This is a genomic window from Janthinobacterium sp. TPC_1 (assembly GCF_056037845.1).
Window position 1 is genome coordinate 5,949,982 of record NZ_CP195157.1, and the last position, 14,817, is coordinate 5,964,798.

The 14,817-nt window shown below is 60.1% G+C and carries 11 protein-coding genes and 4 pseudogenes; all 15 read right to left on the reverse strand.

From position 1 onward, the window contains the following. Positions 1-5 precede the first annotated feature (5 nt). The 15 genes and pseudogenes from ispF to nuoE all read right to left on the reverse strand — a co-directional run bounded on the left by ispF (position 6) and on the right by nuoE (position 14,817). Positions 6-505 (reverse strand): annotated as a pseudogene (ispF, locus tag ACQVLG_RS28920) (2-C-methyl-D-erythritol 2,4-cyclodiphosphate synthase). A gap of 11 nt (positions 506-516) precedes the next feature. Then, entirely contained in the window at positions 517-1,224 is a 708-nt protein-coding gene (ispD, locus tag ACQVLG_RS28925; protein WP_474292074.1) for a 2-C-methyl-D-erythritol 4-phosphate cytidylyltransferase, read from the reverse strand. Between the two features lie 12 nt (positions 1,225-1,236). Beyond that, positions 1,237-1,932: a hypothetical protein gene (locus tag ACQVLG_RS28930; RefSeq protein ID WP_474292075.1), complete on the reverse strand. Its 696-nt coding sequence runs from the start codon at positions 1,930-1,932 to the stop codon at positions 1,237-1,239. Positions 1,933-1,940: 8 nt separating this feature from the next. Beyond that, complete coding sequence (locus ACQVLG_RS28935) at positions 1,941-2,498, reverse strand: NUDIX domain-containing protein (RefSeq protein ID WP_474292076.1); 558 nt, start codon at positions 2,496-2,498, stop codon at positions 1,941-1,943. A gap of 77 nt (positions 2,499-2,575) precedes the next feature. Further along, positions 2,576-2,905 (reverse strand): DUF2818 family protein, encoded by a 330-nt coding sequence (locus tag ACQVLG_RS28940; protein WP_474292077.1) that lies wholly within the window; start codon positions 2,903-2,905, stop codon positions 2,576-2,578. Between the two features lie 3 nt (positions 2,906-2,908). Then, positions 2,909-4,413: pseudogene (nuoN, locus tag ACQVLG_RS28945) on the reverse strand (NADH-quinone oxidoreductase subunit NuoN). Between the two features lie 16 nt (positions 4,414-4,429). After that, positions 4,430-5,930, reverse strand: a pseudogene (locus ACQVLG_RS28950) (NADH-quinone oxidoreductase subunit M). 29 nt (positions 5,931-5,959) lie between these two features. Next, positions 5,960-8,053, reverse strand: coding sequence for an NADH-quinone oxidoreductase subunit L (nuoL, locus tag ACQVLG_RS28955; RefSeq protein WP_230540379.1), 2,094 nt, complete (start codon positions 8,051-8,053; stop codon positions 5,960-5,962). 46 nt (positions 8,054-8,099) lie between these two features. Further along, the gene (nuoK, locus tag ACQVLG_RS28960; RefSeq protein WP_474292078.1) at positions 8,100-8,411 is read right to left on the reverse strand and encodes an NADH-quinone oxidoreductase subunit NuoK; all 312 of its coding nucleotides are present in this window, start codon (positions 8,409-8,411) and stop codon (positions 8,100-8,102) included. Beyond that, positions 8,408-9,040 carry an NADH-quinone oxidoreductase subunit J gene (locus ACQVLG_RS28965; protein WP_034779507.1) on the reverse strand — a complete coding sequence of 211 codons (633 nt, stop codon included), beginning with the start codon at positions 9,038-9,040 and terminating at the stop codon, positions 8,408-8,410. The genes nuoK and ACQVLG_RS28965 overlap by 4 nt, the downstream gene beginning before the upstream one ends. Positions 9,041-9,105: 65 nt before the next feature. Next, the gene (gene nuoI / locus ACQVLG_RS28970; RefSeq protein ID WP_010399726.1) at positions 9,106-9,594 is read right to left on the reverse strand and encodes an NADH-quinone oxidoreductase subunit NuoI; all 489 of its coding nucleotides are present in this window, start codon (positions 9,592-9,594) and stop codon (positions 9,106-9,108) included. A 14-nt stretch (positions 9,595-9,608) separates the two neighbouring features. Then, complete coding sequence (gene nuoH / locus ACQVLG_RS28975) at positions 9,609-10,691, reverse strand: NADH-quinone oxidoreductase subunit NuoH (RefSeq protein WP_070224109.1); 1,083 nt, start codon at positions 10,689-10,691, stop codon at positions 9,609-9,611. Continuing rightward, positions 10,691-13,024 (reverse strand): NADH-quinone oxidoreductase subunit NuoG, encoded by a 2,334-nt coding sequence (gene nuoG / locus ACQVLG_RS28980; protein ID WP_474292079.1) that lies wholly within the window; start codon positions 13,022-13,024, stop codon positions 10,691-10,693. The genes nuoH and nuoG overlap by 1 nt, the downstream gene beginning before the upstream one ends. Before the next feature lie 22 nt (positions 13,025-13,046). Next, a pseudogene (nuoF, locus tag ACQVLG_RS28985) lies at positions 13,047-14,341 on the reverse strand (NADH-quinone oxidoreductase subunit NuoF). Next, positions 14,338-14,817 carry an NADH-quinone oxidoreductase subunit NuoE gene (gene nuoE / locus ACQVLG_RS28990; protein WP_035820520.1) on the reverse strand — a complete coding sequence of 160 codons (480 nt, stop codon included), beginning with the start codon at positions 14,815-14,817 and terminating at the stop codon, positions 14,338-14,340. The pseudogene nuoF and the gene nuoE overlap by 4 nt, the downstream one beginning before the upstream one ends.

Genomic DNA, 14,817 nt, shown 5'->3' on the forward strand with positions numbered 1-14,817 from the left:
GCTACTCAGGCCCGCAGCAGCAAGGCCACGGCTTCGGCCGCGATGCCCTCTTCCCGGCCCAGGTAGCCCAGCTTTTCATTCGTCTTGGCCTTGATGTTGACCTGGCCCACGGTCACGCCCAGGTCTTCGGCCACGTTGGCGCACATGGCGGCGATGTGCGGCGCCATTTTCGGACGCTGGGCGATGATGGTGGCGTCGATATTGCCGATGATATAACCGGTCGCCTGCACGCGGCGCACGGCTTCGCGCAGCAGGGTGCGCGAATCGGCACCCTTGAATTGCGCATCCGTGTCGGGAAGTGGCGGCCGATGTCGCCCAGCGCGGCGGCGCCGAAGATGGCGTCCGTAATCGCGTGCAGCAGCACGTCCGCGTCGGAGTGGCCGAGCAAGCCCAGGTGATGGGGGATTTTCACGCCGCCGATGATCAGGTCGCGGTGCTCCACCAGCGCGTGGCAGTCATAGCCCTGGCCGATGCGGAAAGGCAGTACGGGTGTCGTTGTGTTCATGCAGGTCTCTTTCAAATGCGGGGATTAGCCAGGTACAGCTCGGCCGTGTGTATGTCGCGCGGCAAGGTCACCTTCAGGTTGCGCGGGTGGCCTTCGACCAGTTTCGGCGCCAGGCCCAGCGCTTCGATGGCGCTGGCGTCGTCCGTGATTGCCTGCGGATCGGGCGCTTCGGACAAGGCCCGGTGCAGCAGCGCATAGCTGAACATTTGCGGCGTCTGCGCCAGCCACAGGCCGTCGCGCGGCACCGTCTGCGCCGACAGGCTGCCCGGCCCGGCCCGCTTGACGGTGTCGACCACGGGCAAGGCCAGCAAGCCGCCGGCCGGGTGTTCGCCGACTTCGGTAATCAGTTTTGCGATCAGCGCCGGCGTCAGGCCGGGACGGGCCGCGTCGTGCACCAGCATCTGGTCATGTGCGGCCAGGCTGCCGTGCAAGGCTTGCAGGGCGTTCAATATCGTCTCCATGCGCGTGGCGCCGCCGCAGCGCAGCACAGTGACGCCCTGCTCCGGCAAGACCGTGTCAATCACGCCATCCTCCGCGCTGACGACGATGTACGTATGCGCGATCAGGGGGCTGGCGAGAAAGGCGTCGAGCGCGTGGCGCAGCATGGGCTTGCCGGCGATCGGTAAATATTGCTTGGGACTGCCCGCCTCCATGCGCGCACCCACGCCGGCGGCGGGGATCAGCGCAAAGTAGCGGATGGTGTTCGGTGCTGCTGTCATGCCATTCCTTGTCTAGTTGGCCGGCGCGGCCTTGCCTGCCAGGATGTTCTGGATTTCGCCCTTGCACGCCTTGCCCAGGCGCGCATATTCTTGCGGAGAATCAATGGCGGCCTGCAAGGCTTCCACCTTGCGCATTTCCGCCTTGATATACGGCAACCAGCCCGTATCGATTTCGCGCGCCAGTGCCGCCTTGGCCGTGCCGCTGGGCGCATACAGGGGCCGCGCCTCGAAGCGTTTGTCCAGCGCGGCGCGCACGGTCTTTTCCACGCGCGGCAAATGTTCCATATAGGTCTTCATGTGCCGCAGCTCGTGCGCAAGTATCTCATCATACGCGCACGTGCCGGGGGCAAACTCGCGGCCGATGTAGATCACCACGGGCGCATACGTCAGGCTCACGGTAATTTGCGGCGCCACGCATTCATAGCCGCTGGCCGGGTCTTGCAGCATGGGGCCGGCCAGGGCGATGGCCACGCGCGAATCCGTCTTGGTCAAGCCCAGCACCCAGGTGTTCGCGCGCGCCGTGCCCTTCATCACCGTCAGCGCCTTGTACGGCAAGTGCGTGTCGATGCTGTAGCCGTTCTGCTGCGCCGTCAGCACGGACACCGTCTTGCTGATCGTGTCTTCGCAACGCACCTGGAACGGCGTGCGCGCCTGCGCCTGCGCACCCCAGGTGACACAGGCGAGCAGCAGAAAAAGCGCCGTGCGCATGCGCTGGATCAAGCCGGCTGCCAGGCGCCGCTGGTAATCTTGTCGAGCCAGAAGATGCCGATGACGGTTTTCACGTCCGTGATCGTGCCATCCCTGACCCAGTCGAGCAGCTGCGGCACGGTGGCCGTAAACGTTTCGAGGAATTCGCCCTCGTCGAGCTGGCGTTCGCCGGCCACGAGTCCCTGCGCCAAAAACAGTTCCAGGTGCTCGTCGGAATACGCGATGGCGTTGTGGATGGTGGAAACGAATTGCCAGTCGGTCGCCGTGTAGCCCGTCTCTTCCAGCAGTTCGCGCTGGGCGCAAGCCAGGTGGGACTCGCCCGCATCGATCTTGCCGGCCGGGAACTCAATGAACACGCGATCGAGCGGATAGCGGTACTGGCGCTCCATCAGCACCGTGCCATCGTCGAGCAGGGGCAGGATGACGACGGCGCCCGGATGCAGGATGAATTCGCGCACCGTCATCTTGCCGTCCGGCAGCGCAACACGGTCGCGCTGCACGCGCAGGAAGCCGCCCTGGTAGACGAGCTCGCCGTCCACCTTGGTCTCAGTTAAATTCGTATCCATGCGTTCAGTATCCATACGTTGATTATGCTCAATAAAAAAAAAACGGCGCCAGAGGCGCCGCTTTCGGAGGATGGTGCCTAACGGCGTTTACGCAGATAACGAGTCACAAAACCTGGGAAGGCCAGCACCAGGAACAGGCATCCCGTGATGGCATAGAACTCCCACGTCTGCGGAAAACCGTTGCCGATGCGCGCTTCGAGCGCGAATGCCGCGGCGCCGACGATGAAGTACAGAATCACCATCTCCAGCAGGCGCAGCGCCAGCGGCTTGCGCCAGCCTTTGCCCCCGTCTGCCTGCGCCGCCTTTTTCAGCGGCACGGCGGCAAACAGTTTCTCGTTCAGGAAAGGCAGGTTGGCGCCCACAATGCCCAGGGCGATCACCAGCCAGCTCGAAGCGGTCACATCCATCGGTCAGGACGCCAGGGTCTTGGTGATGGCCGTCGCGCAGGCAGCCAGGATGCTGTTAGGCATCACACCGAGGGCCAGGACGAACACGCCGTTCAGGGCCAGCACGACGCGCATGTCGCCATGCACGACCAGCGCATTGCTGTCGCTCGGCTCGTCGAACCACATCATCTTGACGACGCGCAGGTAGTAGAAGGCGCCGATCAGCGAGAACAGCACGGCGGCGATGGTCAGCCACAGCTGGCCCGTGGCCAGCACCGATGCCAGCACCGAGTACTTGGCCATGAAGCCCATCAGCGGCGGCACGCCGGCCAGCGAGAACATGAACAGGGTCATCACCAGCGCGAAGATCGGGCTGCGTTTGCCCAGGCCCTTGAAATCGGCCAGCTCGTCTGCTTCGAAACCATTACGTGCCAGCAACATGATCACGCCAAAGGTACCCAGGGTGGTGAACACGTAGGTGATGACGTAGTACATCGAGGCGCCGTAGGCGGTGGCTGCGCCAGCCGCGTTCAGCGTGTTGTTCGGCGCGTCGACGGTGCCGGACAGCAAGCCCAGCAGCACGAAGCCCATTTGCGCGATGGTCGAGTACGCCAACATGCGCTTCAGGTTCGTTTGCGCGATAGCGGTGAAGTTACCGATGGCCAGCGACATCACGGCCAGCACCAGCAGCATTTGCTGCCAGTCATGCGCCATCGGCAGCAAGCCTTCGGCCAGCAAGCGCAGGGTGATGGCGAAGGCGGCCAGTTTCGGCGCCGCGCCCAGCAGCAGGGTCACGGCCGTCGGCGAACCTTGATACACGTCAGGCACCCACATGTGGAATGGCACGACGCCCAGTTTGAAGGCCAGGCCGGCTACCAGGAACACCAGGCCGAAGACCATGATGATGTGCCGTTGGTCTTGCCGTTTTCCAGCGCCACGCGCAGTTCGCCCAGGTCCAGCGTGCCGGACGCGCCGTACAGCATCGAGATACCGTACAACATGAAACCGGAAGCCAGTGCGCCCAGGATGAAGTATTTCATGGCCGCTTCCGTGGCCTTGGCATTGTCACGGCGCAGAGCGATCAGCGCGTACAGCGACAGCGACATCAGTTCCAGACCCAGGTAGATGATCAGGAAGTTGTTGGCCGAGATCATGATCATCTGGCCCAGCAGTGCAAACAGGGCCAGCACGTAGAACTCGCCGCCCAGGTTGCCCGACAGCATGCTGCGGTCGGTGGCATAGGCACGCGAGTAGATCAGGGTCAGCGCCACGGCGCCGTACGAGAACAGTTTCAGCAACTGCGACATCGGATCCGACACGAACATATTATGGAACGTGTAGACGGTGGTGCCCGCATTGAAGTCGCCCACGGTCAGCAAGGCGCAGCCGGCCAGGGTCAGCAAGGCCAGCACGTAAGTGATCGAACGCTTCGCCGCAGGCAAGAACATATCGATCAGCAAGAGCGCCGACGTGGCGATCAGCAGAAAGATTTCCGCGTACAGCGGTACCAGATTAGGTGCATTAGTCATGTTATCGGTCTTCTATTTAAGGCAACTTGCTGGTGGCGACATGCTGCAGCAGGTCGGCAACCGAAGTTTGCATCGTGTCGGTGAACGGGGCTGGGTACAGACCCATCACGAGCACGGCGATGGCCAGCACGGCAAGCATGAAGAATTCACGTTTGTTGATGTCGGTCAATTCGGCCACGTGCTTGTTCTTGATCTTGCCGAACACCACGCGCTTGGCCATCCACAGCGAGTACGCCGCGCCCCAGATCAGTGCCGTTGCAGCCAGCAAGCCGATCCAGAAGTTGAACTTCACCGCGCCCAGGATCACCATGAACTCGCCGACGAAGCCGGACGTGGCTGGCAGACCGCAGTTGGCCATCGAGAACAGCACGAAGAAGGCGGCAAATTTCGGCATGCGGTTCACGACGCCGCCGTAGTCGGCGATGTTGCGGGTATGCATGCGGTCATACAGCACGCCGATGCACAGGAACATCGCGCCGGAGATGAAGCCGTGCGAAACCATCTGCACGATACCGCCCTGCACCGAGATGTCGTTGAACATGAAGAAGCCCAGGGTGACGAAGCCCATGTGCGCGATCGACGAATAGGCGACCAGTTTTTTCATGTCGGTTTGCACCAGGGCAACCAGACCGATGTAGATGACGGCGATCAGCGACAAGGCGATCATGAAGCCTGACAGGTAGTGGCTGGCGTCCGGCGTGATCGGCAGCGAGAAACGCAGGAAGCCGTAGGCACCCAGTTTCAGCATGATGGCGGCCAGCACGGCGGAACCGCCCGTCGGCGCTTCCACGTGGACGTCCGGCAACCAAGTGTGAACGGGGAACATCGGCACCTTGACGGCAAACGCCATCAGGAAGGCCAGGAAGATGAAGATCTGTTCATTTCATCGTCAGCTTGAACGCGTGCCAGGCCAGGATGTCGAAGGTGCCCGACACATTGCGCAGGTAGATGATGGCAACGAGGGTCAGCAGCGAACCGAAGAAGGTGTACAGGAAGAACTTGAACGACGCGTACACGCGGTTCGAACCGCCCCAGATACCGATGATGATGAACATCGGAATCAGGGTTGCTTCAAAGAAGAAGTAGAACAGCAAGCCGTCCAGCGCGCAGAACACGCCGATCATCAGGCCCGACAGGATCAGGAAGGAGCCCATGTACTGGGCGATGCGCTTCTCGATCACTTGCCAAGCAGAAATAACGACGATGACCGTGATGAAGGCCGTCAGTGGCACGAACCACAGGGACAGGCCGTCGATACCCAGCGAGTACCAGATATTGAAGGTTTCAATCCACGGTGCTTTTTCGACGAATTGCATGCCGTGTGCGGCGTTGTCGAAATGCTGGATCAGCGGCAAGGTGCACAGCATGCTGAGCACGGCGCCAGCCAGCGACAGCCAGCGGGTAAAGCCCGCTTTGCTGTCACGGCCGAGAGCCAGGATCAGGACGCCGCAAATGATCGGCACCCAGATCGACAGACTCAGGTAAGGAGGTAGTGTAGAAATCGTAGACTGCATCATGGTTCTCAGTATTCTTTTATCAGGTCAGCTTACTTAGCGGGCCAGAATGGCAGGAAATAGATCAGGAAGCCCAGCACGCCCAGGATCATCACGAATGCATAGTGATAGATGTAGCCGGTCTGCAACACTCGCGACAGCGAGGACAGCCAGGCGACGACCTTGGCGCTACCGTTGACCAGCAGGCCATCGATCAGCTTCTTGTCACCGAAGTTCCACAGGCCATTACCCAGCAAGCGGGCACCGCCGGCGAACACGACTTCATTGAACTTGTCCATGTAGTACTTGTTGTCCAGCAGGGTGTGGATCGCGTGGAACTTGGCAAAGAACCAGGCCGGCACACGCGGGTTGACCATGTAGCAGTAGTAGGCTGCCACCACGCCGGACAATGCCAGCCAGAACGGTGCCGTCGACAGGCCGTGCAGCGCCATCGCCATTGCGCCGTGGAATTCATGCGACAACTCTTCCATTGCTGGATGGTTTTCGCCGACGAAGATCACGCCCTTGAAGAAATCGCCATGCAGCATCGGGCCGATCGTCAGGTAGCCGATGATCAGCGAAGGAATCGCCAGCATCACCAGCGGGAACCATACGACGAATGGGGACTCGTGCGGCTTCTGGCCAGGTTCCAGACCGTGGTGCGCGTGGTCGTCTTCCTCTTCTTCATGGTGGTCGTCATGTGCGTGGGCATCATGCTTCGCAGCAGGCGCGTGGTGGTCGTCATGGCCGTGCGCATGCGCCTGGCCAAAACGTTCCTTGCCGTGGAAGACGAGGAAATACATGCGGAACGAGTAGAAGGCGGTAACGAACACGCCAGCCAGCACGGCGAACTGGGCAAAGCCAGCGCCCCAGATGTGCGTCGCTTCGACGGCTTCGATGATGCTGTCTTTCGAGTAGAAACCGGAGAACAGCGGCGTGCCGATCAGGGCCAGCGAACCGACCAGGGAAGTGATCCAGGTGATCGGCATGTACTTGCGCAAGCCGCCCATGTTGCGGATATCCTGGTCATGGTGCATGCCGATGATGACGGAACCGGCGCCCAGGAACAGCAGTGCCTTGAAGAATGCGTGCGTCATCAGGTGGAACACGGCCACGGAGTACGCGGACGAACCGAGCGCCACGGTCATGTAACCGAGCTGCGACAGTGTCGAGTAAGCAACAACGCGCTTGATGTCGTTCTGGATGATGCCCAGGAAGCCCATGAACAGCGCCGTGATGGAGCCGATCACCAGGATGAAGGACAGTGCCGTGTCGGACAGTTCGAACAGCGGCGACATGCGCGAGACCATGAAGATACCGGCCGTCACCATCGTCGCGGCGTGGATCAGTGCCGAAATCGGGGTAGGACCTTCCATCGAGTCAGGCAGCCACACGTGCAGCGGGAACTGCGCCGATTTGCCCATCGCGCCGATGAACAGGCAGATGCAGGCAACGGTCAGCAGGGCCCAGTCGGTGCCTGGCAGGCTCAACAGCGCCAGTTCGTCTTTCTTGGCGAACACTTCCTGGTAGTTCATGGTGCCGGCGTAGGCCAGCAGCAGGCCGATGCCCAGGATGAAGCCGAAGTCGCCCACGCGGTTGACGAGGAAAGCCTTCATGTTGGCCACGATGGCCGTCGGACGCTGGTACCAGAAACCGATCAGCAGGTAGGAGACCAGGCCCACGGCTTCCCAGCCGAAGAACAGCTGCAGGAAGTTGTTGGCCATGACCAGCATCAACATCGAGAACGTGAACAGCGAGATGTAGGCGAAGAAGCGGTTGTAGCCTTCGTCATCCTTCATGTAGCCGATCGTGTAGATATGCACCATCAGCGAGACGAAGGTGACCACGCACATCATCATCGCCGACAGCGAATCGATCTGGAAGCCCACTTCCATCTTCAGGGTGCCGATCGTCATCCAGTTATAGATCGTGCCATTGAATGTCGCGCCATCCATCACTGCCAGCAATGTCTGCACGGACAGGATGAACGCAATCAGTACGCCCAGGATCGTCGCGGTATGCGACGTCTTGCGTCCGACCAAATTACCCAGGAACTGGGTGCCAAGCAAGCCTGCAATCGCGGCACCGGCCAGCGGCGCCAGCGGTACGGCAAGAAGGAGGTTAGGGTTGAGGAGTTGCCCCGCCATGATGAACCTTAATCGTTATTATTCGAGAGATCGAGTCTGAAAAACATCAGCCTTTGAGGCTGTCCAGGTCTTCGACGTTGATGGTATCCAGATTACGGAACATCACCACCAGAATAGCCAGACCGATAGCCGACTCAGCGGCGGCAACCGTCAGGATGAAGAAAACGAAGATCTGACCGGCCGCGTCGCCCATGAAATGGGAGAACGCGATGAAATTCATATTCACCGCCAGCAGCATCATCAATTCGATTGCCATCAGCAATACGATGATGTTCTTGCGGTTCAGGAAAATACCGACGATCGAGATTGCGAACAGGATCGCGCCCAGGACCAGAAAATGTGTGAGCGATAATGTCATGGTGCCTCCTTAACTTCCGGCTCAGCCGCAGGACGCTCGACGACCGCGTCCATCTTGATGATCTTCAGGCGGTCGTTGCGCTTGACGCGCACGGCATCGCCCGGAGCAAAATGCTTGGTGTCCTTGCGTTTGCGCAAAGTCAGTGCGACCGCGGCAACGATGGCCACCAGCAGCACGACGGCGGCGATCTCGAAGGCGAACACATATTTGGTATAGATCAACAGGCCCAGTTCCTTGGTGCCGCCCAGGTTGACGTTCACTGGCGCGATGCTAGGCGCAAAGTTGCGGAAACCGTGCCACAGGACGGCGGCCATTTCCAGCACGATGATCACGCCCACCGTCACGGACAGTGGCAAGTAGCCCCAGAAGCCTTCGCGCATGCGGTCGATATTGATATCGAGCATCATGACCACGAAGAGGAACAGCACCATCACGGCGCCGACGTATACCAATACCAGCACGATGGCCAGGAATTCAGCTTGCAGCAGCATCCAGATGCCGGCTGCCGAGAAGAAGGACAGTACCAGGAACAGTACTGCGTGGACCGGATTACGGGCCGTGATGACGCGCGTCGCTGCCAGAATCAAGATCAGCGCGAAGGCGTAAAACAAAATTGTTTTAAAGTCCATAAAAAACCCAATAGACGTACAGATGAACGAGGGGCGCGCCGCAGCCAGTGGCTGCGGCGCATCCATCAGCGATAAGGTGCGTCGGCGGCGCGCGCAGCGGCGATGTCATTTTCATAACGATCACCTACGGCCAGCAACATCTCTTTCGTGTAATACAAATCCCCGCGTTTCTCGCCGTGGTATTCCAGGATTTGCGTCTCGACGATCGAATCGACCGGGCAGGACTCTTCGCAGAAACCGCAGAAGATGCACTTGGTCAAGTCGATATCGTAACGCGTGGTACGGCGCGAACCGTCGTCACGCTGTTCCGATTCGATCGTGATGGCCATCGCCGGGCAAACCGCTTCGCACAGTTTGCAGGCGATGCAACGTTCCTCGCCGTTCGGGTAGCGGCGCAGCGCGTGCAAGCCACGGAAACGCGGCGAGATCGGTGTCTTCTCTTCCGGGAATTGCACCGTGATCTTGCGCGAAAACATGTACTTGCCTGTCAGCGCCATGCCCTTGATCAGCTCGCCTAACAAGAGGCTGCTGAAGAAATCTTTTACCTTATCCATTCGTATGCACTCTCTTACTTCCAAATATTCCAGGATGTCTGCATCCAGGCAGCGACGAAGACCAGGTAGACCAGCGTCAACGGGATAAACACTTTCCAGCCGAGGCGCATGATCTGGTCATAACGGTAGCGTGGGAACGTACCGCGTACCCAGATGAACACCGACACGATGAAGAAGGTCTTGGCGAACAGCCAGAAGAAGCCGCCGAAACCACCCCAGAACTCAAGGAAAGCAAATGGTGCGGACCAGCCACCGAGGAACATGATCGAAGCCAGGGCGCCGATCAGGATCATGTTGGCGTATTCGGCCAGCATGAACATGGCGTAGGCCATGCCCGAATATTCAACCATGTGGCCGGCCACGATTTCCGACTCGCCTTCGACGACGTCGAACGGGTGGCGGTTGGCTTCAGCCAGGCCCGACACCAGGTAGATGACGAACATCGGCAGCAGCGGCAGCCAGTTCCACGACATGAAATTGACGCCCTTGTCGGCGAAGAAGCCGATCTGCTGGCCGCCGACGATGTCGATGAAGTTCAGGCTGCCCGAGACCATCAGCACGATGACCATCACGAAGCCCATCGGGATTTCATACGAAATCATCTGTGCCGAAGCGCGCATGGCGCCCATGAACGAGTACTTCGAGTTCGAAGCCCAGCCGGCGATGATGATGCCGTAGACTTCCATCGAGGTAATCGCCAGCAGCATCAGCAAGCCGGCATTGACGTTGGCCAGCACGGCTTGCGGACCGAACGGCACGACCGACCAGGCGGCCAGGGCCGGCATGATGGTCATGATCGGGCCGATCACGAACAGGCCCTTGGCGGCCTTGGACGGGATGATGATCTCTTTGAACAAGAGTTTCAGCGCATCGGCGATCGGCTGCAGCAAGCCCAGCGGGCCGACGCGGTTCGGGCCGACGCGGATCTGGATCCAGCCGATCAGCTTGCGTTCCCACAAGGTCAGGTATGCAACCAGGCCCATCAGCGGCAACAGCACGCACAGGATCTTGATCAGGGTCCAGAAGAACGGCCACGAGCCGCCCAGCAGATCCTGGCCGCTGCTGTTGATGACGTTTACAAATTCAGGCAGAGCCATCAGATTTTCCCCTCTGCTGTTTCAACTGTGATGTCACCGAACATGCCGCCCAGGCTGGCCGTCGAGGCATGTGCCGCCGACACTTTGACCACATTGGCTGGCAGGCCGGCATGAAGTGCCGCCACCAGGATGGCGCTGCCGGAGCCTTGCGCCACTTTGACCTTGTCGCCTGCCTTGATGCCCAGCTTTTCAGCCAATGCCGGCGACAGGTGCGCTTGCGGCGCGGCGCCGTCGACCGTGCGTTGCAACGGTTCGGAGCGGCGTACCAGCGCGTCGGCGAAGTAGATCGGCACGTCGGCGATGCGTTGCAGCGCTGGCGAAGCCGGTGCGTAGCTTGCCGCTTCCGGTGCGTTTTTCGCGATATTGTTCAGCTGTGCCGACAGATCGGTCACGCCGGCGCCGAACGCTTCGTCGCGGATCGCTTCGGAGGTGTCGTAGTCGAAACCGGCCAGGCCCAGGATGTTGCCCAGGACGCGCAGCACTTTCCAGGCTGGACGGGTTTCCGCCAGCGGTTTCACGGTGCCGTTGAAGCTTTGCGCGCGGCCTTCGCAATTGACGAAAGTACCCGAAGTTTCAGCAAATGGCGAAATCGGCAGCAAGACATCGGCGTAATCCATGCCGTGCTTGAAGGCGGACATCGCCACGACCATGTCGGCGCCATCGAGGGCGGCGCGGGCCGCTTGCGGATTGGCGGCATCGAGTTCCGGCTCGGCGTGCAGCAGCACGTAAGCTTTCTTCGGAGCAGCAAAGGCGGCTTGCACGTTGGCGCGCGGCTTGGCGACCAGGTGCGCGCCTACCGTGTTGGCCGCTTCCGTCAGGTAACCGAGCTTGGCGCCCGTCTGTTCGGCGATCCATTGCGCTGCAGCATGCAATTGCGACGCTTGCGGGTGTTGCGTTGCGGCATTACCCAGCAGCACGGCGCCGTGGTCGCCGGCCATCAGGCTGGCGGCAATCGCGACGGCCACGTCCGAAGCGGTGACCGCTTCGTAACCGGCTGGCGCGGCGATTTCTTTCGCTTTAGCAACAGCAACGACCACTTCCGACAAGGCTGCCAGCCAATCGCCAGGCGCGACAATCATCTTGTTGGCGATGGTGATCAGTTGATCATCGTCGGACGCGTGCAGGATCGACAGCTTGGCGCCGCCCTTGACGGACGCGCGCAAACGCGTGGCCAGCAATGGGTGATCCTTGCGCAGGAACGAGCCGATGACGAAGGCGCGCTTGATCTGGCCAAATTCGCTGATCGGCATGCCCAGCCATGGTTTCACGCTGGCGTCCAGCGCGAAGTCGGTCTGGCGCAGGCGGAAGTCGACGTTCTCGGAACCGAGGCCGTGGGCGACTTTTTGCAGCAGGACCAGCTCTTCGACGGTCGAATGCGGGGTAGCCAGCGCGGCGATGGCGTCAGCGCCATGCTCGTGCTTGATATTTTTCAAACCGTGCGCCACGTATTCCAGTGCGGTCTGCCAATCGACTTCTTTCCACTCGTTGCCTTGTTTCAGCATCGGGGACGTCAGGCGTTCGGCGCTGTCCAGCGCTTCGTACGAGAAACGGTCCTTGTCCGAGATCCAGCACTCGTTGACGGCTTCGTTTTCCAGCGGCAATACGCGCTTGACCTTGCCAGCTTTCACTTGCACGATCAGGTTCGAACCGAGGCCGTCATGCGGGCTGACCGATTTGCGGCGCGACAATTCCCACGTACGGGCGCTGTAGCGGAACGGCTTCGAGGTCAGTGCGCCGACCGGGCACAGGTCGATCATGTTGCCCGACAGTTCGGAGTCGACCGACTGGCCGACGAAGGACACGATTTCCGAGTGTTCGCCGCGGCCGATCATGCCCAGCTCCATCACGCCGGCCACTTCCTGGCCAAAGCGTACGCAGCGGGTGCACTGGATGCAGCGCGACATTTCTTGCATGGAAACCAGCGGACCGGCTTCCTTCGGCGTGACGACGCGCTTGTCTTCCTTGTAGCGCGATTCGCTCTTGCCGTAACCCACTGCCAAGTCTTGCAACTGGCACTCGCCGCCCTGATCGCAGATAGGGCAATCGAGCGGGTGGTTAATCAGCAAGAATTCCATGACCGACTTTTGCGCCTGCACAGCTTTATCGCTGGCGGAGCGCACGATCATGCCGGCACTGACCGGGGTCGCGCAAGCGGGCAAAGGCTTCGGCGCCTTTTCCACTTCGACCAGGCACATGCGGCAGTTCGCTGCGATCGACAATTTCTTGTGATAGCAGAAGTGCGGAATGTAGGTTCCCAATTTGTTGGCGGCGTCCATCACCATGCTACCAGCAGGGACTTCGACTTTTTTGCCGTCTATTTCGATTTCAACCATGGTGATCGTTACCTGACGCAGCTTAGATATATGCGGGCACTAAGCAATGCTTGTGCTCGATATGATATTCAAATTCTTCACGGAAATTCTTAATGAAGGCCCGTACCGGCATGGCAGCCGCATCGCCCAGCGCGCAAATGGTGCGGCCCTGGATGTTGTCGGCGATCGAGTTGAGCATGTCCAGGTCGTCTGGACGACCCTGCCCCTGCTCGATGCGGTGCACCATGCGGTACATCCAGCCTGTGCCTTCACGGCAAGGCGTACACTGGCCGCACGATTCTTCAAAGTAGAAGTAGGACAGGCGTTCCAGCGCCTTTACCATGCAGCGTGTTTCGTCCATCACGATGACGGCGCCCGAACCCAACATCGAACCGGCTTTCGCGATCGAGTCGTAGTCCAGGTCGGTCTGCATCATGATGTCGCCGCGAATCACCGGCGCGGACGAGCCGCCAGGAATCACGGCCTTGATCTTTTTGCCACCGCGCATGCCGCCTGCCAGTTCCAGCAGGGTCGCAAACGGGGTGCCGAGCGGCACTTCGTAGTTGCCCGGTTTTTCCACGTCGCCCGAGATCGAGAAGATCTTCGAGCCGCCGTTGTTCGGCTTGCCCATCGCCAGGTATTTCTCTGGACCGATGTTCAGCACGAAAGGCACGGCCGCGAAGGTTTCCGTGTTGTTGATCGTCGTCGGCTTGCCGTACAGGCCGAACGAGGCAGGGAAAGGCGGCTTGAAGCGCGGCTGGCCTTTCTTGCCTTCCAAGGATTCGAGCAGGGCGTTTCTTCGCCGCAGATGTAGGCGCCATAACCATGGTGCGCGTGCAACTGGAACGAGAACTCGCTGCCCATGATCTTGTCGCCCAGGAAACCGGCGGCGCGCGCCTCTTCCAGCGCTTCTTCGAAACGCAGGTATTCCTGGAAGATTTCACCGTGGATATAGTTGTAGCCCACGGTGATGCCCATCGCATAAGCGCCAATGGCCATGCCTTCGATCAGGGCATGGGGATTGTAACGAATGATGTCGCGGTCCTTGAAAGTGCCCGGTTCGCCTTCATCTGTATTGCAGACGAGGTATTTCTGGCCCGGGAACTGGCGCGGCATGAAGCTCCACTTCAAGCCCGTAGGGAAACCCGCGCCGCCACGGCCGCGCAAGGACGAAGCCTTGAGGTCGGCGATGATCTGTTCCGGCGTGATTTTCTCTTCCAGGATACGCCGCAGGGCGCTGTAGCCGCCGCGGTTCACATAATCTTGCAAATGCCAGTTCTTGCCATCCAGATCCTTCAGGATCAATGGATCGATATGGCGGTTGTGGAGTGACGTCATTTCTTGAGTTCCTCCAGCATGGCGTCGATTTTCTCGTTCGACATCCAGCTGCACATGGTTTTATTACTGACCAGCAAGACAGGCGCATCGCCGCAAGCACCCATGCACTCGCCTTCGACCAGGGTGAACTGGCCGTCTGCGGTGGTTTCGCGGAAATCGATACCCAGTTTCTGCTTCAGGTACTCTGCAGCGCGCACGCCGCCCGACAGGGCGCATGGCAGGTTGGTGCACACGGTGATCTTGTGCTTGCCCACGGGTTTCACGTTGTACATATTGTAGAACGTGGCCACTTCCTGCACGGCAATCGCCGGCATGCCGATGTAATCGGCCAGTTCCTTCATGGTTTCCGGCGCCAGCCAGCCCAGTTCATCCTGGGCATGGGCCAGCGCGGCCATGACGGCCGACTGACGCTGGTCGGCCGGGTACTTGGCCAGCTCGCGGTCAATTTTCTTATAGCATTGCTCTGATAACAACAT